At 46.3% G+C, this 23711-nt stretch carries 15 protein-coding genes; 5 read left to right on the forward strand and 10 right to left on the reverse strand.

Annotation, left to right across the window (positions count from 1 at the left end):
- Positions 1-38: 38 nt before the first annotated feature.
- Positions 39-1277, reverse strand: coding sequence for an aspartate kinase (locus tag BMX05_RS04960; RefSeq protein WP_093308862.1), 1239 nt, complete (start codon positions 1275-1277; stop codon positions 39-41).
- A gap of 114 nt (positions 1278-1391) precedes the next feature.
- The gene (alaS, locus tag BMX05_RS04965; protein ID WP_093308884.1) at positions 1392-4091 is read right to left on the reverse strand and encodes an alanine--tRNA ligase; all 2700 of its coding nucleotides are present in this window, start codon (positions 4089-4091) and stop codon (positions 1392-1394) included.
- Between the two features lie 218 nt (positions 4092-4309).
- On the opposite strand from alaS, the gene BMX05_RS04970 reads away from it, so the two are divergent.
- Positions 4310-8848 (forward strand): PAS domain-containing protein, encoded by a 4539-nt coding sequence (locus BMX05_RS04970; RefSeq protein WP_177166797.1) that lies wholly within the window; start codon positions 4310-4312, stop codon positions 8846-8848.
- Here the strand turns inward: BMX05_RS04970 and dauA are convergent.
- The 4 genes from dauA to BMX05_RS04990 all read right to left on the reverse strand — a co-directional run bounded on the left by dauA (position 8819) and on the right by BMX05_RS04990 (position 13854).
- Positions 8819-10540, reverse strand: coding sequence for a C4-dicarboxylic acid transporter DauA (gene dauA / locus BMX05_RS04975; protein WP_093308864.1), 1722 nt, complete (start codon positions 10538-10540; stop codon positions 8819-8821). The genes BMX05_RS04970 and dauA overlap by 30 nt on opposite strands.
- Before the next feature lies 1 nt (position 10541).
- The gene (locus BMX05_RS04980; RefSeq protein WP_093308865.1) at positions 10542-10940 is read right to left on the reverse strand and encodes a hypothetical protein; all 399 of its coding nucleotides are present in this window, start codon (positions 10938-10940) and stop codon (positions 10542-10544) included.
- A 19-nt stretch (positions 10941-10959) separates the two neighbouring features.
- Positions 10960-11982, reverse strand: coding sequence for a DUF349 domain-containing protein (locus BMX05_RS04985; protein ID WP_177166798.1), 1023 nt, complete (start codon positions 11980-11982; stop codon positions 10960-10962).
- Positions 11983-12066: 84 nt separating this feature from the next.
- Positions 12067-13854, reverse strand: a complete 1788-nt coding sequence (locus tag BMX05_RS04990) for a DUF349 domain-containing protein (protein ID WP_093308867.1) — start codon at positions 13852-13854, stop codon at positions 12067-12069.
- Between the two features lie 437 nt (positions 13855-14291).
- On the opposite strand from BMX05_RS04990, the gene minC reads away from it, so the two are divergent.
- The 4 genes from minC (at position 14292) to sbcB (ending at position 17849) form a co-directional block, all read left to right on the forward strand.
- Positions 14292-15038, forward strand: coding sequence for a septum site-determining protein MinC (minC, locus tag BMX05_RS04995; protein ID WP_245710433.1), 747 nt, complete (start codon positions 14292-14294; stop codon positions 15036-15038).
- 199 nt (positions 15039-15237) lie between these two features.
- A complete protein-coding gene (gene minD, locus BMX05_RS05000) occupies positions 15238-16056 on the forward strand; it encodes a septum site-determining protein MinD (RefSeq protein ID WP_093308868.1) in 819 nt (272 codons plus the stop codon).
- Positions 16053-16307, forward strand: a complete 255-nt coding sequence (gene minE / locus BMX05_RS05005) for a cell division topological specificity factor MinE (protein ID WP_093308869.1) — start codon at positions 16053-16055, stop codon at positions 16305-16307. The genes minD and minE overlap by 4 nt, the downstream gene beginning before the upstream one ends.
- An 81-nt stretch (positions 16308-16388) precedes the next feature.
- Positions 16389-17849, forward strand: a complete 1461-nt coding sequence (sbcB, locus tag BMX05_RS05010; protein WP_093308870.1) for an exodeoxyribonuclease I — start codon at positions 16389-16391, stop codon at positions 17847-17849.
- 39 nt (positions 17850-17888) lie between these two features.
- On the opposite strand, the gene phoR is transcribed toward sbcB, so the two are convergent.
- The 4 genes from phoR to BMX05_RS05030 form a co-directional block, all read right to left on the reverse strand.
- Complete coding sequence (gene phoR, locus BMX05_RS05015) at positions 17889-19187, reverse strand: phosphate regulon sensor histidine kinase PhoR (protein ID WP_093308871.1); 1299 nt, start codon at positions 19185-19187, stop codon at positions 17889-17891.
- 39 nt (positions 19188-19226) lie between these two features.
- Positions 19227-19916 carry a phosphate regulon transcriptional regulator PhoB gene (phoB, locus tag BMX05_RS05020; protein WP_093308872.1) on the reverse strand — a complete coding sequence of 230 codons (690 nt, stop codon included), beginning with the start codon at positions 19914-19916 and terminating at the stop codon, positions 19227-19229.
- 173 nt (positions 19917-20089) lie between these two features.
- Positions 20090-20374 (reverse strand): hypothetical protein, encoded by a 285-nt coding sequence (locus BMX05_RS05025; RefSeq protein ID WP_093308873.1) that lies wholly within the window; start codon positions 20372-20374, stop codon positions 20090-20092.
- Between the two features lie 70 nt (positions 20375-20444).
- Positions 20445-23288: an insulinase family protein gene (locus BMX05_RS05030; protein ID WP_177166799.1), complete on the reverse strand. Its 2844-nt coding sequence runs from the start codon at positions 23286-23288 to the stop codon at positions 20445-20447.
- Between the last annotated feature and the right edge of the window lie 423 nt (positions 23289-23711).

The following is a 23711-nucleotide window of genomic DNA, read 5'->3' on the forward strand; positions in this document are numbered from 1 at the left end:
ATCCCCGCCCGATTGGGCGAGGGTTTACGCGGCAAAAACTAGTCTTCGTCTTCTTTATCCAGACCAAAGGCTGTATGAAGCGCACGTACGGCAAGCTCTAAGAACTTCTCATCAATAACAACAGAAATCTTAATTTCTGATGTGGAGACCATACGAATGTTAATGCCCTCATTTGCTAGGGTTTTAAACATGAGGCTAGCGACCCCAGCGTGAGAGCGCATACCAACACCCACGAGGGAAACCTTGGCAATATTGGTATCACCAACGACTTTACCACTACCCATCTCAGCAACGACTTGGTTGAGGGTTTCTTGGGCACGCTTATAATCACCACGAGCCACCGTGAAAGAAAAATCCGTTGCTTGGCCATCAGGAGAAACGTTCTGCACAATCATATCGATTTCGATATTGGCATCCCCAATTGGCCCCAAGATTTTGGCGGCAACACCAGGAATATCTGCAGCGCCTAACACAGTGAGTTTGGCTTCGTTTGCAGTAAAGGCGATACCTGAGATTACTGGTTCTTCCATCGGAGTTGACTCCTCATCATCGGCTACAATTAGGGTTCCTGCACCTTCGCTAAAGCTGGAAAGTACACGTAAAGGGACTTGGTATTTGCCAGCAAATTCCACGGAGCGAATTTGTAATACTTTGGAGCCTAGGCTCGCCATTTCTAGCATTTCTTCAAAAGTAATTTGCTCAAGGCGTTTGGCTTTCTGGCAAACACGTGGATCTGTGGTGTAGACGCCGTCCACATCGGTATAAATTTGGCACTCATCTGCTTTTAAAGCCGCTGCCAAGGCCACTGCCGTGGTATCTGAGCCACCACGTCCTAAAGTGGTAATATTGCCGTGTTCATCAGCGCCTTGGAAACCAGCAACGACGACAACACGGCCTGCATCTAAGTCTGCACGCAGCGACTGGGTTTTAATATCTCTAATACGCGCTTTGGTATGGCTGCTATCGGTTACAATCCCAGCTTGCGGACCTGTGTAAGAGGTCGCATGGACGCCTAATTGGCTCAACGCCATTGCCAGCAAAGCAATGGTAACTTGCTCGCCAGTGGAAACCAGCATATCAAGCTCGCGACCGGTGGGCTCTTCGTGAATCGCTTTCGCTAGATCCAGCAGACGGTTAGTCTCACCGCTCATCGCAGAGACGACCACCACTACTTGGTGTCCTTGTTGATGATAACTTTGCACCTTGCGCGCGACCGCTTGGATGCGTTCTACGCTACCGACGGAGGTGCCGCCGAACTTTTGCACATAAAGTGCCATGCGTTTGACTCCCTTTAGGGTATGGCTTTTTTCACCTTGTTAAGGTGTACACACAAGGTGAACTCGCAATCAAATATCAGTAACTTTCGCCTTGCTAGAGTAAAGAGAAGCGCACTATTTGGCTAGCATCTGCTGTACCCAAGCAGGGAATTTTTCTAGGCAAATGTCGAGCTGGCTGGCATCTGTACCCCCGCCTTGCGCCATATCGGCACGGCCACCGCCTTTACCACCGACTTGCGCCGAGGCTTGTTGAATCAGCTTGCCTGCATGTAAGCCTAAATCTTGGGCGGATGCATTGACGCCCGCAATCAGTAGGACTTTATCTTCATAGATGCTGGCTAATAAAAGTGCACAGGCGTGTTCTTGCGCGCTTTGTTTAAGTTGATCCAAAGTTAAACGCAAGGTTTTAACATCAACACCTTCAAAAGCTTGGGCAAGCACTTTGATGCCTTGGATGTCTTGTGCCGCCGCCAGCGGAGAACCTTGACCACCCCCTGTGGCGAGTTTTAATTTAAGTTGTTCACACTCCCGCTCGAGTTCACGTTGGCGCTGTAATAAGTTTTCCACACGCGGGAGCACATCTTGCGTACTGGCCACTTTGAGCAGACCGGCCAAGGCTTGGACTTGTTGCAAAGGTTCATATAAATATTGGAGTGCAGTGGCACCTGTGACCGCTTCGATACGACGAATACCAGAAGCAACACCGCCTTCGTGCACAATGTGAAACACGCCAATATCCCCTGTATGGCCGACATGGGTGCCGCCGCAAAGTTCTACAGAGAAGGCTTGATCTTGTGTCTCTGCGAGCCCCATGCTGAGTACGCGGACTTGATCACCGTACTTTTCACCGAATAAGGCTAAAGCACCAAGCTGTTTGGCAGTTTCTATGTCTGTCACCTGAGTGTTGACAGGTGTATTGGCTTGGATTTGTGCATTCACTAAAGCTTGAATTTGTTGCAGCTCAGCGGCAGTCACAGCTTGCGGGTGACTAAAATCAAAGCGCAAAGTATGGGCATCGACTTTAGAACCTTTTTGCTGCACATGTGCACCTAGCACTTGGCGTAAGGCGGCGTGAAGTAGGTGCGTTGCGCTGTGATTGGCAGCTGTGCTGGCTCTTTGTTGTGCATCTACATAGGCTTCGACTTGGGTATGAGCCTGTAAACTGCCTTCCAACAGATCACCATAGTGAATCCAAGCAGCACCAGCTTTTTGGGTGTCAGTCACACGGAAACAGGCGCCTTCTGCTGTACGTAGTGTGCCTATATCCCCAACTTGACCACCAGACTCAGCATAAAAAGGCGTTTGATTTAAAATGACCGCACCACTTTGCCCTGCTTCTAAAGTGTCACAGGCTTGATCCCCTTGGAATAAACCTGTGATCTGGGCTGATATTTGTAGTTGTTGATAACCACAAAACTCGCTGGGCTGATCGCTACGAATGAGTTTGGTGTAATCCACACTGAAATGGCTGGCTGCACGTGCACGTGCTTTTTGTTGTTCCATGGCGGCTTCGAAGCCGGCTTCATCAATTTGCCAACCGCGCTCGCGTGCCATATCGGCAGTTAAATCAACTGGGAAACCATAAGTATCATAAAGCTTAAAGATTAATTCACCGGCAAGGCAAGGCGGTGTTTGCTCATTGGGTGCTTGTAAAGCTTCCTCAAGTAAACGCATCCCTTGGCTTAAGGTTTTGGCGAACTGTTCTTCTTCTGCACGGATGGCCGCTTGGATATTGTCCGCTTCTGTGACTAATTCAGGATAAGCAGAACCCATCACTTGGATTAAGGCAGGGACCAGCGCATGCAAGAAAGTACCTTGGGCACCTAGCTTATGTCCATGACGGCAGGCACGACGAATAATACGACGTAGCACATAACCACGCCCGTCTGCGCTGGGGCGCACGCCTTCTGCTAGCAAGAAACTGACCGCACGAATGTGATCTGCTAATACATTTAAGGAAGGGCGTGCTTTGGCATCTTGTAGCAAGGTTTCTGGCGTGTCGCTTAAAAGCGCAGCGGCAGCTTGGCGTAAAGGCACAAATAAATCCGTATCATAATTATCTGTCACCCCTTGTACCACAGCACATAAACGCTCTAATCCCATCCCAGTATCTATGCTGGGTTTAGGTAAAGGCTGGAGCTCACCCTCGCTCGTACGATTGTACTGCATGAAGACGATATTCCAGATTTCCATATAGCGGTCGCCATCTTCTTCTGGCGTACCTGGTAAACCACCCCAAACCTGCTCGCCATGATCGTAGAAAATTTCACTACAAGGACCACAAGGGCCAGTATCACCCATCGCCCAGAAGTTATCTGAGGCATAGCGCGCGCCCTTGTTATCACCGATGCGAATAATGCGTTCGGGTGCTAAGCCGATCTCCTGTTGCCAAATCTGGTAAGCTTGGTCATCATCTGCATACACAGTGACCCAAAGGCGTTCTTGCGGTAGGTTAAGCCAGGTCTCACTGGTTAAAAAATCCCACGCAAAACGAATGGCTTCCTTTTTGAAGTAATCACCAAAACTGAAATTCCCCAACATTTCAAAGAAAGTATGGTGACGTGCGGTATAGCCTACGTTATCCAAATCATTATGTTTGCCACCGGCACGCAAGCATTTTTGCGAACTTGTGGCACGGGTAAAATCGGCTTTTTCCAGACCTAGGAAGATGTCTTTAAAGGGATTCATCCCAGCATTGGTAAATAATAAGGTGGGATCTTGTGCCGGAATTAAAGGACTAGAAGGGCTTAAATGATGCACTAAATGTTGGCTGAAATAATCTAAAAAGCATTGGCGAATTTGCGTACTATTGATGGGTTTCATCGGATAATCCACGTAAAATGATTGGAAAAGTCAGGATGCAAGTGAAAGCCTAATGTTGAGGTCATTATACTTAAAGTTAAATAGATGCATTCTAAAGTTTGCTTTATGCTAGTCTATTAAGTAAGAAGTTGATGTCTGAGGACAAAGCTTATTCAGGCTAGGGAGGCAAAATTTATGATGATACCTTGAGCTAAATGGGGCCGCGATCCATGATATCTACTCACCTGCAAGGTTCGGTCTACAAACGTCAATGGGCAATCTTGATGCTCGGTTTGTTGTTGGTCCTTGGTGCTTTGTTGACTAACTTGTATCAGGAACGCCAAGCAAGTTTACATTTAGCGCAAGAGCGTTTGAGCACGCAAGCGCGCATTATTGATGAGAATTTAGCCAACCAGCTCTTTGCAACTCGTCGGGTGCTCAATCATATTCAGCTGACTTTTATTGAGCAAGCACAGGAGCAACAAAGTTTACAACTTGACCCACAAACCAATCATCAATTGACCTCCTTGGTGGGGTTGTTACCTGGGGTCAGTAATTTATTAATTTTTGACCGTGAAGGCGATGTAATTGCTGCAAGTCGTTCTTTTTTGTTATATCAAAATTTTGCTTACCGTGATTATTTTGATCGCGCGCGTACCCTAAAAAAGCATCAATTACACTTATCTGCGCCTTTTATCACTATCACCAAAGAATTCACTATGGTACTCATTCAGGCTGTGCATAATCAAGCCGGTGAGTTTATCGGTGCCATTGCAGCGAGTTTATCCCCTGCTTATTTCGATACTTTACTCAACTCAGTACGTTATGCCCAAGATATGTGGGTTGCCTTAGCCCATGCTAATGGTATCCAGTTTATGATGGTGCCTTTTCGTGCCAATCAGGCAGGTCGTGATTTAACCCATCCTAGTTCGTTCTTTGCACGCCATATGCAGTCTGGGCGCAAGGATTCTTTTTTGATGGGGCGGGTTTACAGCACCAATGAAAGACGCCTTGCAATGATTCATAGTATTAGTATCCCTGCCTTGAACCTAGATGAGCACTTGGTATTAGCGGTCACACGGGATTACAACCAAGTGTTTTTACCTTGGTGGAATTCTGTGGCTTGGCAGCTAGGTGGTTGGTGTTTATTAGTTCTGGGAAGTAGTCTGAGTTTAAATCATTTCCAAAAACGTGCGCGAGAGACAGAAGCTGCACTGGCTTTTAGTGAAGAGCGTTTCCAGTTAGCAATTAACGCCAGCAATGATGGGATCTGGGATTGGGATTTACTCACCCAAGCCATGTATTTTTCCCCGCAATGGAAAGCCCAATTGGGTTACCAAGATCACGAGTTAGTGAATGCTTTCACTACCTTTGAAAGCCTATTGCATCCTGAAGATAAAGTCCGTGTGATGGCAGCGATGGAAGCTTGTATTCAAGATGAACAACAAACCTATGCCATTGAATTTCGCCTGCGTCACAAACAAGGGCATTGGTGCTGGATTTTAAGCCGTGGCAGGGTATTTCGTGATGCCCAAGGGCTGGCTTATCGTATGTTGGGTGCACATACAGAAATTAGTGCCCTCAAACAGGTGGAAGAGCAGTTACAAGAAGAACGAACCTTGTTTATGCGTGGGCCTGTGGTGGTGTTTAAATGGCAGAATGAATCCACTTGGCCAGTGGATTATGTTTCACCTAATGTAGTGGATCTTTTAGGGTATAGCCCAGAAGCTTTGATGCAAGCCCAGCCTGCTTATCCTCACCTGATCCACCCGCAAGATCAGGCGCGTGTGAATCAAGAAGTGGCTTCTTTTGTCACCCAAAAACGAGAACACTTTACCCAACAATATCGTTTACGCCATCGTTTAGGTCACTACATTTGGATTGATGATTACACCAGCATTCATAAAAATGCCCAAGGGGATGTGGTGGGCTTTAGTGGTTATGTGATGGATACCAGTGTCCAGCGTGAGCGCGAACAACGTTTGCGTGAAAATGAAGAACGTTTCGAGCTCGTCCTGAAAGGGACACGTGCTGGGGTTTGGGACTGGAATATCACCACGGGAGAGACCTTTTTCAATCAGAGATGGGCGGAGATCGTCGGTTATACGCTGGAAGAATTGGCGCCTATTAGCATTGAAACTTGGATGCGGTTAGCGCATCCGGATGATCTTGGGATGTCAAATGCCAAGCTGGAACAACACTTCCGTGGCGAATTACCTTTCTATGATGTCAATGTGCGTATGCGCCACAAAGACGGGCATTGGGTTTGGGTGCAAGATAGGGGGCAAGTGGTCGCTTGGGATCGGCAAGGCCAACCTGTGCGCATGGCAGGTACCCATATTGATATTAGCGCGCAAGTACAGGTGGAATCTGCCTTTAAAGAAGCCCATAAGTTGGCACGTGCTTTGTTAGATAATAATGCCGCTGCGATTGTACTGACCACACCAGAGCGTGAAATTATTCAAGTCAATCAAAGATTTTGCGATCTTTTTGGTTATGCTAGCGATGAGCTGGTTGGTAATACACTCAAGCCCTTACATATCAATGAAACAGCTTTCGCAAATTTTGTGCTCTTTTATCAGCAAGTACTGCAAACGCAACGTGCCTCGATAGAATATGAATTTCTAACCCGTGATGGGGAGCATCTTTGGTGCGCAGTGACAGGTTCTTTACTGGATGCGCAAAATCCGCAACGCGGCATTATTTGGACCCTGCTTGATATTAGTGAGCGTCGCCAAATGGAAGAAGCGCTAAAAGCAGCCCAAGGCGCTGCTGAAAGTGCTAGCCGTGCGAAAGGCGATTTTTTAGCCAATATGAGCCATGAAATTCGCACGCCTATGAATGCTATTTTGGGCTTATTAAGCTTATTAGAGCGCACGCAATTGGTGGCACAACAAGCAGATTATGTTTATAAAACTCAGGCAGCTGCGCGTTCTTTATTAGGGCTGTTAAATGATATTTTAGATTTTTCTAAGGTAGAAGCAGGTAAGCTGGAGCTTGAATATGCGCCTTTTCGTTTAGACGAAGTCTTGCGTAATTTAAGTGTGATTTTAAACGCGAATACCCAAAATAAAGCCTTGGAAGTCATCTTTAAAATCCATCCTAACGTCCCCAAAGCCTTAATTGGAGATTCGCTGCGCTTGCATCAAGTGCTGCTGAATTTAAGTGGTAATGCGATTAAATTTACCCAAGAAGGGGAAGTCATCTTAGAGGTGCAACAGTTAGAAACCCTAGGAGATCATCGGGTACTGTTGCATTTTAGGGTGCAAGATACAGGGATCGGCATTGCAGAAGATAAGTTAGAGCATATTTTTACTGGTTTCTCACAAGCGGAATCCTCGACATCGCGGCGTTTTGGGGGAACTGGGCTGGGCTTGGCCATTAGTCGGCGTTTAGTCGAACTGATGGGCGGGCAACTGCAAGCGCAAAGTGTGTATGGCCAAGGCAGTGTGTTTAGTTTCACCTTGCCTTTGGATTTGGATCCGAAAGCCAGCGTGCCGCAAAGTATCAGCTTACCGCCTTTGCATGTACTCATTGTGGATGATAATCCTTGTGCATTATCTGCACAGGCGATGATGGCGGAAAGTCTGGGTTGGTCTGTGCGTACCTGTGCCAGTGGTCAAGAGGCGTTAAAGCTGATAGGACGCCATCAGTTTGATTTGATGATTTTGGACTGGTTAATGCCAGATCAAGACGGTTGGCAAACGGCTGCCAGTGCACGCGAGTTATGCCAACAACAAGGGCGTCCCTGTGCACCGATTGTCTTGTTATCTGCGCAAGATCAGGAGCGCTTATACCAAAAAATGCAGGAAGCGCCGAATCTGGTAGAAGCGAGCTTACAAAAGCCGCTCACTGCCTCTATGCTGCTTGATACTTGGATGAATATTAGCCAACCACAAAATGTGGCAACCCAAGTACATACAGCACAAGAACTCGCCTTACAAGGTTTGCGTTTGTTAGTTGTGGAAGATAATCCTATCAATCAGCAGGTTGCGCGTGAGCTTCTCATACAGGAGGGAGCGCAAGTCGATTTGGTGAGTGGCGGCTTAGCCGCTGTAGCAAGCTTACAAAAAGATCCGCAAGCTTTTGATGTGGTTTTGATGGATATTCAAATGCCGGATATTGATGGGTATGAGGCAACTCGGCGTATTCGTACAGAATTGCAGTTAACCGACTTGCCGATTATTGCTATGACAGCTAATGCGTTACCTGCAGATCGTCAAGCGGCTTTGGATGCAGGTATGCAAGGGCATATTGCCAAACCTATCGATATGCAGGTGGTGATTCAACAACTGCAACCTTATCTTGATACGCATCGAGATGAGGCGCAAGAAGTAGCGTCTGAGCGCAACCAAATCGCGCCTGTGCCAATAAGTATTGATGATATTGCGGGTGTGGATGCAGAAGAAATTCCTGTACTGGATCTTGATGCAGCTTTGGCGCGATTAGGTGGCAATTTAGAATTACTACAGCAGTTATGCGAAATTTTCGTACCCCATCAGCGCGAGCTTATCCATGAATTAGCGATGGCCATCGAGAAACAAGACTATAGAGCTATGGTGTTACATGCGCATAGCATTAAAGGTGGCGCGGCAACACTAGGTGCTTTGCAGCTGAGTGCGTGTGCTGCACAGGCAGAAACCCAGGCCCGTGCGCAGCAAGAGTTAACGAGCACACATATCCACGCCTTGCAGCAGCACTTAGACACCTTGGTACAAGTGCTGCAACAAGAGTTAAGTTTACGTGGGGTGCACACCTTGATCACCTAACAATGAGATCGCTAAATGGCGTGCAGAAATGAGCTGGCGGCGAAAATGCAAGTATCCTTGTTTGCGCAGCCCTGCACGCCTTAATTTAAGGATCAAACGGGGGGCTAAACCACAAATAATCAAGTGGGTCCCTTCTGCTTGGATGTGTTTCAACTGAGGTACCAGCATATCCATTGCCGTAATGTCTAGGCTGGTGACCGTATGCATATCTAAAATCAGTACAGGGACTGGGGTATGTACCCTTTGTAAACGCCCTAAGACTTTCTCAGCAGCAGCAAAAAATAAAGGCCCTTGAAAGCGATATAAGCCAACATGTTCGGGTAACGCCAAATCAGTAATGGCTTGAGGCTTGTGTACATCTGTAGTTTGCGCCATGCGTGCCATAAATAACAAGGCGGCTAAGACAATACCTACACTGACCGCGAGTACCATATCGAACAAGATGGTGAGTAGAAAACAGGTGATCAATACCCAAAGATCATACCGAGGTGCAACTTTCAACATGCGGACTAGGTGAGGTAGCTCGCTCATATTCCAAGCAACCATCAACAAGAGCGCAGCTAAAGCAGATAAGGGTAAATAAGATAAGGCAGGTGCAAAAAAAACCAATGCGCAAAGCACAAATAAAGCATGGAAGACGGCCGCAAAAGGTGTTTTACCACCTGCACGTACGTTAGCTGCTGTACGCGCAATCGCACCTGTTGCGGTAATCCCACCAAAAAAAGGCGCGGCAAGGTTGCCAAGACCTTGGCCAATGAGTTCAGCATTAGAATTGTGGCGTGTTCCTGCTAACGAATCTGCAACTAAAGCGCACAGTAAGGATTCAATGGCACCTAAGAGGGCGATGGTGAATGCACTGGGCAAAAGGTCTTGAATCAGTGCCCAGGATAAACCTAAAGGTTCGCCTTGCGCGTTGGGCAGTTGCCATGGCCAGGCAAAGCTGGGCAACACAGGTGGAATCCCTTGCCCTTGGGTACCATCTGCTAGAGTGTAGCTAAACTCGGAACCTAAAGTGGCCACTTGCCAGCCACTAAGTTGTAAGGCATAGGCAGTGCAGACACCTAACAGTAAGGCAGGTAAGTGACCAGGTAAAGCCAACTTAAGCCTTGGCCAAAGGGCTAAGGTCGTTAAGACTAGACAGCCAACCAGCATATCAGGCCAGTGGATACTCGGTAACGCCTGAATCAGGTGTGTTAGCTTTTCTGCGTAGTGCTCGCCTTGCTCACTGATTTGTAAGCCTAAAAAGTCCTGCAATTGCAAAGTAGCAATGACAACACCAATCCCAGCGGTAAATCCTAAGGTGACAGGGGCCGGAATATATTGCACTAAGCGCCCTAGTCCTGTGATGCCCATCAGTAAAAGCAAAATACCTGCCATCAAGGTGGCGAGTAATAAGCCGCCCAAGCCGTGGGTTTGGGTCACAGGGAGTAAAATCACCACAAAAGCTGCTGTGGGACCACTGACTGCCAAACGGGAACCACCTGTCAGTGCAATCAAAGCCCCAGCAATCAAAGAAGTGTACAAGCCATACTGTGGCGGTACACCGCTGGCAATTGCAAGCGCCATGGCCAAGGGAACCGCAATAATGCCCAAGGTCACGCCCGCGAGTATATCTTGGCGGGCTATTTGCCATGAATAGCCTTCCTTGAGTACCTCGCGTACTGCAGTAGCAATTGGAAAGGAGATCGCCATGTTAACGCTCAGCAGCTTGTTGTTGCTGTAGCTTTAGCAGGGCCTCTTGGGCTTGCAATGCTTGCTCGCGATATTGTAAAGCCTGCTCGCGTGCTTCTAACGCTTGACGTTGATATTCAAGCAAACGCGCCTCTTGCTGTACTTGCTGGTGTTGATCCTGTCCAGATTCGACAGTTTGGGCACTGACTTGTGCTGGATGATCTTGCGGCGCCACCGGCATCACAGCTTGCGTTGGTGCTGAGCGCGTTTCTGCAGTTTGCTGTTTTGGAGGAAACTGTTCACGGAAACTGGCCTCACCGTTAAACCATTGTTCTTGCTCGGAGACTTGATCGGCCCAAAGGCTTGGACTGATCAACACACTGGCAAGTACAAGGTGGATGCATGTGCGTTGAGTTAGCATGATGAAAAATCTCCCGTGGCTATTGATTGATTGCTGAAGGTTCAGGGTGACACCAAGCATAGAGGCTTTGCTGGAAGCTTGTCTGTAGCACTTCCGGTGTATCTAGGGAAGTCAGTAGCCAGCTAATCACTAGAGCAAGAAGCTCCTGTGTTTGCTGGGCTTGTGCTTCCTGAGTGGTATTTTGTCCTAACCCTTGAGTTAACCTTTCTACCTGAATGCTCATTTTAAGCGCTTGATACTCAGGCTCTAAAGTTTGCCCACTAAGTAACTTAAAGCGTACGTACAGCTTTTGTTGTTCTTCTAAAGTTTTTGCAGGTGTGGCAAGTGCATACGCCTGACGCCACCAAGCAAGCTGAGGTTGCCATTCTGGTTGTGCGTGTTGCTGGACTTGGGCATCTAAGGTGTGCACGTCTGCGTAAGTTGGCTGGAGGCTGAGAGCTTGCCATAAAGACCAAAAAGGGGCGCGTGCGAGCGTTTCTTGTTGCTGCTTGAGCTGGGTCTCAATCTGCAATAATGCTTGGCTGCAGGCTTTGTTTTGTGCATGTTTTGCAGGTAACTCAGCAAGCTGGAGTGTTAAGACTTGGTGCTGGCGGAGAAAATCTGCATGGGTGTTGGCGGTCAGCTCTGCGTGTGCGACCTGATGGGCTAAAGCTTGAATTTGCTCACTAAGGGTTTGCCAAGCTTGTGCGTAAGCCGCTTTTTGCTGTTGACGCTCGTGATCACGATGCGCAAAAATTTGATCACACAGAGTGCGAAACTCATGCCAATATTCACGCTCTTGGCGACGATTTAAAGGTGCAATATTTTTCCATTCTTGCTGCAATTGTTTCGCTTGTTGGGCCGCACTAAAGACATCTTCCAATGTCAGTAAAATACGTGCTTGTTCAATTAAAGATTCTTTATGTGCAGCACTTTGGTGACGTGCTTGATCTAAATGTGTTTGTAAAGGCGTGATTGCCTGCTCAAAACGTTTTTGTAAGGGGCGATGCGCTTTGCGGCTCACAGGGTGAAAACGTTGCCATTCTTGGCGGGCTTTTTGCAAAATAGCAGTTAAAGCTCCTAAATCAAGCTGTTGCCATTCTGGTTTTTGTACTAAGGCTTCGAGTTCTTCACAGATCAGGTTTCTTTACTGACGGTGGTACTCACGCACCTTGGCTTCCTCAGCAAAATAAGCTTGGCAAGGTGCATACGCTTGATCGGCAGCTTGCTTAAAACGTGTCCATAAAGCTTTGTGCACCCCAACATTGCCTAGTTGTTTCCATTCTTGTTGAAGTGCCTGAATGCGTTCAGCTTTTAGTTGGGGTTCCATCTGATCATCGACTAAAGCTTCCATACGTTGACAAAGTTGCTCACGTTTTGGCTGCGCAACAAAACCTTGCCAGTCTTTCAGTTCGCTAATTCGTACATGCAAAGCTTTATAGGTTTGTTCTAAAGAAGTATGTGCGAGTTGAGCAGCTTGGGTGCTGCCAAGTTGTTGCCAGAGATCTTGCGCATGGCTATAGGTTTGAATTCCCGCTTGGGTTTCACCTGCATCCAAACGTTGGCGGCATTCTTCCAATAAACAAGCTAATTGGTTTTCTAATGCGCTTGGTGTGCTGGCCTCTGGTCCATCTGCGGGGGGATATGCCTGATGATGTGCTTGCTTTAAATAAGCATAAGCCTGCTCCAACAGGGGGGGACGCTCTAAGTTAGCAGGCCAAGCAGGAATTTCAGTTAATAGTTTATCAAGATGCGCAGCCTGACTCCTAGCTTCCATAGACTCATCCTGTGTGAGCAAAGGTGCTAACTGAGACTGCACTTGCTTAAGTGCTTCTAATGCGAGTGTTGCTTGTGCCAATTCTTGACTGATAGCTTGGTACGCATTGAGGGTATCTGGCTTAGGCGCGGCTTCTTGTTGCAGGTTTTGCCAATGCTTTTGTTGCCATTCTAATTGGCTTTGTAGGCTGGCTAATCCTGTGGCGCTTAAATCAAAATATTGATCAAGGTGTGCGTGGATTTCTTGCAAGCTTTGAACCACTTGCGCTTGTTGTTGTTGCACACGCGCTTGATTTTCCACAGCTTGGCGTTCTGCGTGTTCGCGTGCTTCTTGGTCGGCAATCGTTTTTTCGCACACTAAACGCGCCTCTTGATAACGGGCCTCTGTCGTTTCATCGCAGGGAGCTTCTAATTGTTGCCATTCTTTCACCAAATGACGAAATTTAGCCGCAAATAAAGGCGTGTAACTGGTACGCGCATGGGTGCAGATTTTATCTAAAAGTTGTTGTCTTTGTTGTAGTGCTTGTGCGCGTGCTGTGGCATCGGCTTTATAATCCGCAAGCCGCTCCTTAGCTAAGCGTAAAACACCTTTATCACGTACAGATAAACGGACCAGCTGTTCTAATACCGCTTCAGAATGAATACCTTGCGCTGCCTGTAAACGGACTTGGGCAATAGTATTTTCTAGCGCAATCGGCGCTAAGATCTCGGCTTCTAACTCGGGTGTTTGTTGGGCGCTTAGACGTGCCAAAGCTTGGAGTCTTAATTCGAGGTTGTCTGCTTCTTGCACTACTTTTTGTAGCAGCCAAGCATGCTGACACTGGGGATGTTCTAGCAGTTGCAACCTTTGTTCTAGTTTGGGAAGTGGGAGTTTTTCAGAATGAGGCGCTTGCCCACATAAAATGGGCAAAGCAGCATGTTGTACCGCTTGCGGTTGTGCTGCATTTGCACATTGATCAAACACCCAAGCCAAATCATTCAACTGTAAAATAGCAGCTTGCAAAAGTGGTGTCTGGGTTTCAGTCAGAATTAACTGTTCTAACGCCTGCCGCCCTTCAGGTGTTTGCGGATGAAGTTGATGCACGGCCTCAAGGCGTTGATTAGGATGTTGCACATTAGATTTATTAAACAAATTCAAGAATTTACTAAAAAATGGCATGGGGCGGCTCAACTCTTACTAATACGAATGGGTAGGAGGATGGCAACTTGCTTAACACCCGTTGCCCGCCTAGGAAAACAATCACTTAGATATCTTAAGTTTACCCTTTTCTTGGGTAAAAAAGATCAACAAAAACGCAGCAAAAGGTTAAACATAGATTGCGCTCCGCCTAGGATACGCTAAAATTCTGACATTTCTGACATTTGCGTAAGTGAATTGACAGATTTCAGCATCCGGCGCATCAAGGTTTAGTCAGCTAAAGGCCTGCCGATAATGAGTTCTAACATAAAAGGGCTTAGGTCAAACTGGCAACTCAGGTCGATCTTCTAGCCTTTGGTTCAGTGTGTTGTTGGATTGGATAAAGGTGGTCCTAGATGGAAGCAGCTTTACATACAAAAAGTGCTAAACAGACACCCTGTATCCTTGGGAGTGATGCAATGAGCACAACACAAGCTGCGATGATGAAGGTCTCTCAGCAGGCGTTAAGGTTCAAAGGGACCATGTTGCCTGTGACTGTGATGGAGCTATTTACAGCAGACTTGGTTGCATTAGAGCAACATTTAGCAAGCAAATTGCAAGATCCTAGTGCATTTTTTACGCGTTCACCCTTGGTACTGAATGCAGAACGTTTACCGCCCGAGCTCATGCCAGATCTAGCGGCCTTGGTGGCTTGTTGTCAGCGTCATGAATTACTGCCGATAGCCGTTCGTGGGGGCAATCATGTATGGCGGGAGCAAGCTTGGTCTTTGGGTTTAGGCTGGATTGATACACAAGACAATGCGCGTCCTCAAAATAAAGCCGTGCCTCATGCGGGAGCTGGTTTAATAGTAGAGCGCACCATACGTTCAGGGCAGCAAGTTTGGTCTCCTAAAGGAGATCTGGTCATCTTAGGCTCAGTGAATGAAGGCGCTGAAGTGCTCGCCGCCGGTAGTATTCATGTCTATGGCACTTTGCGAGGACGTGCATTGGCAGGGATTCATGGCGATCACAAGGCAAGAATTTTCTGTATGCAAATGGATGCTGAACTCTTGGCAATCGCAGGTAACTATAAAATGGCAGAAGATTTTGCCAGCCCTTTAAGAGGCAAGCCAGTGCAGACCTATCTTGAAGCAGAACGCTTATTGTTAGCAGAACTTCAGTTACCTACAAGCAATGGTGGTTGGCGTTCTTGGTTGCAAGCCTAATATCAGATGCTTGTATTCATTTAAGGTTACATCTTGTAATTAAATCAAACCCTGTCATGCCTAATATCTCAGTATACTTTGCCAACTTTAACTGATGCGAATGCAAAAGCTTGTAAAGTATATCCAAGCCTTTCATTAAAACCTTGAGTGAGCGCATGTACATTTTATCGACTGACAGATTTCAGGTGGAGAGTCCAACTTGGCCAAGATCATTGTAATCACATCCGGCAAAGGGGGCGTAGGAAAAACAACCAGTTGTGCCTCTATAGGTACTGGCTTGGCTATGCTCGGTCATAAAACCGTTCTTATCGATTTTGATGTTGGTTTACGTAATCTAGATTTAATTATGGGTTGCGAACGTCGTGTCGTGTATGACTTTATTAATGTTATTCATGGCGAGGCGAGTCTTAAACAGGCATTGATTCGTGACAAGCGGGTAGAAAATTTATTTATTTTGCCTGCATCGCAAACGCGTGATAAAGACGCTTTGACACAAGAAGGCGTGGAGCGGGTATTAAAAGAATTAAGCACAGACTTTGACTTCATTTTATGTGATTCCCCTGCAGGCATTGAGCATGGCGCACATATGGCTATGTTCTATGCAGATGAAGCCATTGTAGTGACCAACCCAGAAGTTTCTTCTGTGCGCGATTCAGATCGTATTTTGGGGCTACTCAATTCAAAAACGCAGCGCGCAATTGAAGGTCAAGAGCCAATTAAAGAACACCTTTTATTAGCACGCTATGATGTAGAGCGTGTAGAAGAGGGTGAAATGCTGACCCTAGAAGATGTTTGTGAGATTCTAGCGATACCTGTCATTGGTGTGGTACCAGAATCGGAAGCTGTATTAAAAGCATCAAACCAAGGGGTGCCTGTGGTGCATGATCAAACCACAGATGCAGGCCAGGCTTACTTAGATACAGTGAAACGTTTGCTGGGTGAGCAGGTTGATTTGAAATTTATCCACCCCGAAAAACGTAGCTTCTTAAGTCGCGTGTTTGGCGGAGGTCGTCGATGAACTTTCTGGAGTACTTTAAACGTGAGCAGCCTTGCTCAGCGAATGTGGCCAAGGAGCGCCTCAAAATTATTGTAGCTCATGAGCGTTTAAGTCGAGATCAGCCGGATTACTTGCCACGCTTGCAGCGTGAAATTATGGAAGTGGTCGCGCGTTATGTCAAAATTGCTGAAGATCATGTGCAAGTGACTGTGGATCACAATGGTAATTACTCTGTGCTAGAACTCAATATTACTTTACCGAAAAGCGCTTAATCTGGCATCTTGAGCAAACGTCCTGCTTTATGAGCTTTAAAGCGGGGCATTTTTTACCGGTATGTTTGATAAGGATTTTCCATGACCAAACCTAGCTTACTGTGGCATGACTATGAAACTTGGGGAGCCGATCCACGTTTAGATCGTCCTGCACAATTTGCCGCAGTACGCACGGATGAGGATCTGAACCCGATTGGTGAGCCGATTAATCTTCTCTGCCAGCCTGCCAATGATTTTATCCCACATCCGCAAGCCTGCTTGGTCACAGGGATTCGCCCGCAAGATGCGCTGCAAGAAGGTATGCCCGAAGCGGACTTTGCGCGTTGTATCCATGAGGCTATGAGCCAAACGGCGACCTGTAGCCTAGGATATAATACCTTAAGGTTTGATGATGAGTTTACCCGCCACCTTCTGTACCGTAATTTTTACGATCCCTATAGCCGTGAATATGCACAAGGTAATTCACGTTGGGACTTGATTGATGTGATGCGTGCTGCTTATGCCTTGCGTCCACAAGGGATGGAATGGCCATTACATCCAGATCAAACACCAAGCTTTCGTTTAGAAGATTTAACCGCTGCTAATGGGATTGAACATGGTCAAGCCCACGATGCGCTTGCCGATGTGTATGCGACCTTAGCGATGGCGCGCTTATTACGGCAAGCCCAGCCAAAATTTTATCAATACTTGTTTGCACACAGAACCAAATACAGTATTCAGCAACAAATTCAAGCCCATCCGCAAAAGCCTTGGGTGCATGTCTCCAGCCGTTATCCAGCCAGCCGAGCTTGTACGTCGGTGATACTTTTATTGGGCTGGGACAAAACCAATAAAAATGCCGCTTTTGCTTTTGATTTACGCCAAGATCCGCGCGTTTTGCTGGATTTAAGTGTGGAAGCGATTCAGGCCAACTTGTTTACTCCACAAAACCAATTGCCAGCTGGGCAAGAACGCATCGGCCTGAAACAAGTACATATTAATAAGTGCCCCGTACTTTTGCCGGTGAAAGCCTTAGATGCAGCAGCTTGTGAGCGTGCACAAATTGATATGGCAACTTGTGAACACCATTGGCATTGGTTATTGCAGCAGGATCTGGTGGCCTTGGAAGCGAAATTACAAGGCGTATTTTCTAAGCAGGCTTTTAATGATCAGGGAGATCCTGATCTCATGTTATATAGCGGTGGCTTTTTTTCAGCGCATGATAAGCGACAAATGCAACAAATTCAGGCCACGCCTGTAGAAGCGCTGGCGGATTTAGCCTTGCCTTTTCAGGATATTCGTTTACCGGAAATGTTATTTCGCTATCGGGCGCGTAATTATCCACAGACTTTATCCTTACAAGAACAGCAGACTTGGGATCAATATCGTTGGCAAAAATTACATGCTGAGCAAGAAACGAGTTTAACCCTTGCTGGTTTTCAGCAAACGCTAATGCAATTAGAAGCTGAGGGAATCGACCGAGAACAAGCGCTGATGCTACAAGATCTAGTCTATTATGTGGAGTCTATCTTACCGTATGATTTGATGCAGGATGACAGATAAAAGACATATCAGTGTCCCTCAAGTGAGGGGCAGTCTTTACTAACTGAAATCTGCAACTCGAGCGCGTGGGAAGTGACAAATAAATTCACAACCTAGACCGATTTCACTGTGGATATCCAGCCAACCTTGGTGACGCAACAGGACATGCTTCACAATCGCAAGACCTAAACCTGTTCCTCCTGATTCGGTGGAACGTCCTTTATCCACGCGATAAAAACGCTCGGTTAAGCGTGGTAAATGGCGCGAATCTATCCCTTCTCCATTATCAACAACTTCTAAATGCGCGCCCTCAATATCTGCATACCAGCGAATTTGGATTTCACTTTGTGCTGGGGTGTACTTGATAGCATTAAAAACCAAATTAGAAAAAGCACTACGCAGTTCTTTCTCTGAGCCGTATAAGCGTACATTAGCATCTGCATACAAAATGATTTGATGTTGTTTTTCTCCCGAAAGAGCTAAAGCATCTTGACGAATAGATTGCAGCATATGATCAACGGCGATTGGAAGAATCTCTTCTTCGACATCCGAAGTTTCTAAACGTGATAAGGTGAGTAAATCATTGACCAGATTTTGCATACGTAAGGTTTGCTGGCGCATTTGGGTGACGCCTTTTTGCCAACGTGGCGGTAACTGGTGTTGATACTCTTGATATGTTTCTAAATATCCCACCAAAACCGTTAAGGGTGTGCGTAATTCATGTGAGACGTTAGCCACAAAATCCTTGCGCATTTGTTCTAGCCGATGCAAACGGGTGATGTCGCGCACTAGCATCAAGCGATCATTATCGCCAAACACAGAAATTTGATATTGCAGCATCATACTATCGAGCATAGGGGAGGGCAGAGTTAAAGGTTCTTGATATTCTCCTTGCTCAAAATATTCGATAAAACGGGGGTCTCGCAATAAGTTAGTGATGGGTTGGCCATCGTCATCTGGCGCACGAAATCCCAGCAGTCGCTCGGCGGCTGTATTCCACCATTCAAGCTCTCCTTGGCGATCTACCATGACAACAGCATCGCGTAAAGAAGAGCTAGATTCTTGAATACGGTCAATCACGCTTTGTAGGCGTTCTTGGATTCTTTGCTGGCCTTTTTGATAACGATAGAGCTGATCAAATAAATCGCCCCAAATACCATCGCTTTCCGGGGGAGCAAGCTTAGCTTCATTGGCGAGCCAATCTTGTAGTATCAGCAAGCGCTTAAAATGTCGCCAAAAGAAAAGCGCAAAGCCAACGAAAGCGCCAGCGAGACTTAAATCCCAAGGCATTCCTAAAAGTAGCCCAAGGCCTAAATAGGCGACAAGACGCCAAAACTCATGATAAATCCCTAAATTCATCAACAACTTGCCTAAGTAATCTGCTGGTATGCGAGGTGTTTAGGTACGTGTAGAGAAGCGATAGCCCGTACCGCGCACCGTTTGTATCAAATGCTCATGGGCACTGCCAAGTGCTTTACGTAAACGACGAATATGCACATCTACGGTACGCTCTTCGACATATACATTGCCACCCCATACTTGGTCGAGTAGTTGGCTCCGTGTATAAGCGCGTTCTTGGTGGGTCATAAAAAACTGTAATAAGCGATATTCTGTCGGGCCGATTTCGATAGGCTGATTAAAAGAGGTGACTCTATGACTGACAGGATCTAGGCATAACCCTTCGACTTCTACCGGTTCCTCAATACCTTTGGGGGTGGTGCGTCTGAGGACGGCTTTTAAACGGGCAACCAGCTCGCGTGGTGAGAAGGGCTTAGTAATATAATCATCGGCACCTGCTTCTAACCCCTGAATTTTATTATCTTCTTCGCCTTTAGCTGTCAGCATGATAATCGGGGTTTCTGCGGTGACAGGATCACGTTTGAGACGGCGGGCGAACTCGATGCCGCTAGTTCCAGGTAACATCCAGTCCAACAAAATCAGGTCTGGGCGTTGATCAACTAAAAGCGCGTGCGCCTCTTGGGTGCTACCGGCTTCTAAGCATTGATAATCAGCCATTTCTAGGGCTACAGCAATCATCTCACGGATGGGTGCTTCGTCATCCACAATGAGGACAGTTTTTGCAGTCATGGTTGAACCTGAACCTTGCGTGTAACTTAAATTAGAGGATGCTTACTTTAGGGTGTTCGTTTAGGTGTCAGATGTATTACAACGTCTTTATATGACAGCTGGATGACAAGCAGAGGGATTTCCTGCATAGGTGCCCACAAAGACGCATATGGCAGGAAAAAAGATCGGAAGGATTAAGCTGGTAGTGTGCGCCCTTGGTAGATACACATATCTAAAAGATGGGTGGCGTGCGCAATTAAATAAGCCATATCTTCTATTTGCATACGCCCTAAGTGTTCAGCATGCAGATGTTGTAAACAAGCTGCGTGTAACTCTTCTAAATTATTACCGGCAAATTCGAACTGGGATTCTGGTAATTGTAACTCACCTAGGTATTGTTGTTCTTGGTAGTCAAAGCGCAAAGTTAAACGATATTGATCTAAATGAATTTCATAAGTCGGCGGGGTTTCAAGTGCCATCGGCAAGCATCCTTCTGACTACCTCGCCCACTTGGGCGAGGATTTACGGGGATTTTGCGAACATCTAAAGTTAAGGTAATACGGGGGAATAACTAGCCCAAGTCCGTATTTGCTGCAAGTCTACCACTTGTGCCGACAAAGTAGGATGCGCTATCTCTGGGTTCGCGGCATTTTCTACTGTTGTAGCTGATTCTCCTGTGACTTGCAGCCACAACTTGGGATAAGTCAGCAGTTGCTGATAAAAATCATGCATCTGCGTTAGAGAGATTTGATCCACTGCATCCGCAATAGCTTCTTTGCGTGCCTGTTCAATATAACCTAAGCGGATATCCATCCAACGCGTGGCAGCACGGCTTGAAAGTCTTGGATAAGGTTGGCGTAAACTAGCGATGACACCTTCTTTAAAACGCATCAAGGCGTCGTCTGTCAGGTTTGCCATTTGTGTTTGATAAGCTTGTAAAAAATTTTGTATCTGTTGTGCTAGTGCATCAGGTTGTATATGGGGTGATTGTACGACGTAGACTAACCCCGCACGATCAAGCAAGCTAACTTCTTGTGTAAAAACCACATAACCGAGTTGTTGCTCTGTACGTAGTTGATGGAAAAAGTCAGCACGTTGCATTTGGGCAAGCAAAGCAAACTGGGCTTGGGTTTGTACATCGGTTTGCTGCGCTTGTAGATATAAAAGTTGCGCATGATCATTGTGTTGAATCTCAGGTTTCCAAAGATAAGTTTTGGTCTGAGTGGGCAAAAGACGAGCGCGTCTTGGCGTGCTAACTTGGCTAGCATCTAAATGGAGCTTACTTTTGAGTTGTTCGGCTAGATGTTGTGCTTCTGTCGTTGTGAGGTTGCCATAACTTAAAATCTCTAGCTGCAAATGGGTGAAAAACTCGGTTTGGAAGTTTTGCAAATCAGCGAGTGTCAATTGTGCTAATGCTTGGGCTTGCTCTTGTACACTCCACGCAGGATCGAATAAAGCGCTAGATAAGGCATGGAACATCTGACTTGTTAAAGGCTTATGCTGCATATTGCTCAAAGCACGTTGCATTTCAGCTTGTAGCTGTGCAAAACGCTCAGGTGTGATTTGTAATGTCTGAACTTGCTCTAATAAATCTAGTGCAAATTCTATTTGTTTGGGTGCATAGCCCAAAGTGCGTAAGGTGACTCCTTCACTGGCTTGATAAAGATGCGCGGTCAAACCTGCTAAAGATGCGGGATAGGCTTGTGTATTAATGGCATCCGATGCAGCATTAATCCATAAAGCAGTGAGCATATGCTCACGTAAACTGCGTTGGCTAACAGGTGATTTTAGATAAATGAAGAGATTTGCCTTGGGCGTTTGCAAGGTACTTAAACTATGCCAAAGCTTGATTTCAGGGGTATCCAACAAGGTATGCATGGGTTCTTGAGATGCACGCGCTAAAATTGGCAGTGCATCCGCAATATAAGGGTTTGCTTCAGGCAGTTGTAAGCCAAGGGTGCTGGCATCTGTGATATCAGCAAGCGTCTGGATTGTTTGGGGCGCTAAGCGATATAAAGTTGGATACCAAGGGGATTTTTGCCAAGGGTATTGGGTTTGCTCAGTGAAATCTTGTGGCGGTGCAGCGTATAACAGTAACAAATTTTGTGGACGCAAGGCCTCTAAATAGGGCTGGATGGCATCCACATCAAAAGTACCGAAACGGTAAGAAGCTTGCAACGCATCTTCTACTGGATACAAATAGAGATTGTTTGCAAGCCGGCTGACATAATGAATGCCAGATAAAGGCTCTTGGAAATCAAAGCTTTGTTGAGCTAACAAAGCCATTTCTTGATAACGCCATTCTGCCATTCCTTGCGTACGCACAAGTTGGATATAGCTAAATATTTTTTGCAGAATGTCCGTTTGATGTTGTGCGCCTTCTGGTGTGAGACCTAGAGTTAATGCAAAAAAGGCTTGCTCACCGCTTGGTAGATCTAAACCTGCACCAAGTTGCGTAATCCAGCCAAGTGCATCTAAATGAGCATGCAAGCTGCCTTCGCCTTCATGGCCTAAAAAATTGGCTAAAAATTGTACAGGACGCAAAGGATATAACGTCTTGGGGTGGGGAACAGGAAAGTACAGCTTTAATGTACGTTCATCTTTTAGCGTTTGCACTTCTAAACGCAAGGGTAAGGGGTGTTGATCAGACCATAAAGCCAAAGAATCGCTTGGCTTGCTCTCTTCTTTCTTATCGAGATTGGCACCTATTTGGGCAAAATAAGTACGTACCCAGGTTGTTAATTGTTCAACCGATTGAGATCCCATCACGACCAAGCGCATATTGGGTGCTCGATAATAAGTCTCAAAAAATTCTCTAAGCGCAGGTACTAATTGTGGATCATCAACCGGCAAGGTTTGCGCATTACCTGCGCTAAAATGCGCTAAAGGGTGATCAGGATGGAAAGCTTGGCGCAAGGCTCCTAAAATACGGCGTCCGTCTTGTTGTAATTTAGCGGAATACTCAGAATCGACGGCTTTTACCTCACGCTGTACATATTGAGGATCGAGCAGGGGCTCACTAAAAAAAGGTGCGAAGCGTGCTAAAGCGCCTTCTAAATCCTTATGGTTGACATCAAAAAAATACTGAGTGTACTCATGCGCTGTCATCGCATTATGTTGGCCACCATGCTGGTTGATATAAGCTGCATAAGCATCTGCTTGTGGATAAGTACGGGTACCCAAAAACAACATATGCTCTAAAAAGTGCGCTAGTCTAGGGTAAGCTTTGGGCTCGTGATGGCTTCCAGCCCCTATATGCATGGCAACGGCCGCTTTTTCTGCTTCTGGATCTGTAATAGCTAAAACTTGGAGACCATTTTCTAAAGTGAAAGCGTGATAAGTGCGGGCATCATTAAGAGGCTTGTGAATCGTTGCAGCTTGAAGTTTGGACATAATAAGAGAGAGAACACAAAAAAGAAGAGTCGAAAAAAGCCTAATTGGCGCTTTGTAATGTCGAGAACTAAGCATAGGGTACCTTGTTGGCAAAAAAAACCTAGAGAAGATGACTTCAAGACTAATAGTTAACAGACCTAGGACAAATGAGCTAGGTTCCTCAGTGTAAAAATACGCTCAACAAAAAAACCACTAAACCCCTTGCATTCTGTTTTGATCTGCGTATAATTCGCCTCCGCTGCTTAGGACGAGACCATTAGGTGCGTCTAGGTAGCGGAAGTCTTTCCTTAGGGTTTTGTAAACAGATTTATTTGTTTTCAAGGTTCGTTAGGCTAGACTAGCCCTAGTGGGTTTTTGCTAAGTGTTTGATAAAAAAGACATTGACGCGAAAAACTCAGGCGCTATAATGAGCGCCATCAAGTC

Source organism: Allopseudospirillum japonicum (assembly GCF_900108915.1).
GTDB lineage: Bacteria > Pseudomonadota > Gammaproteobacteria > Pseudomonadales > Halomonadaceae > Pseudospirillum > Pseudospirillum japonicum.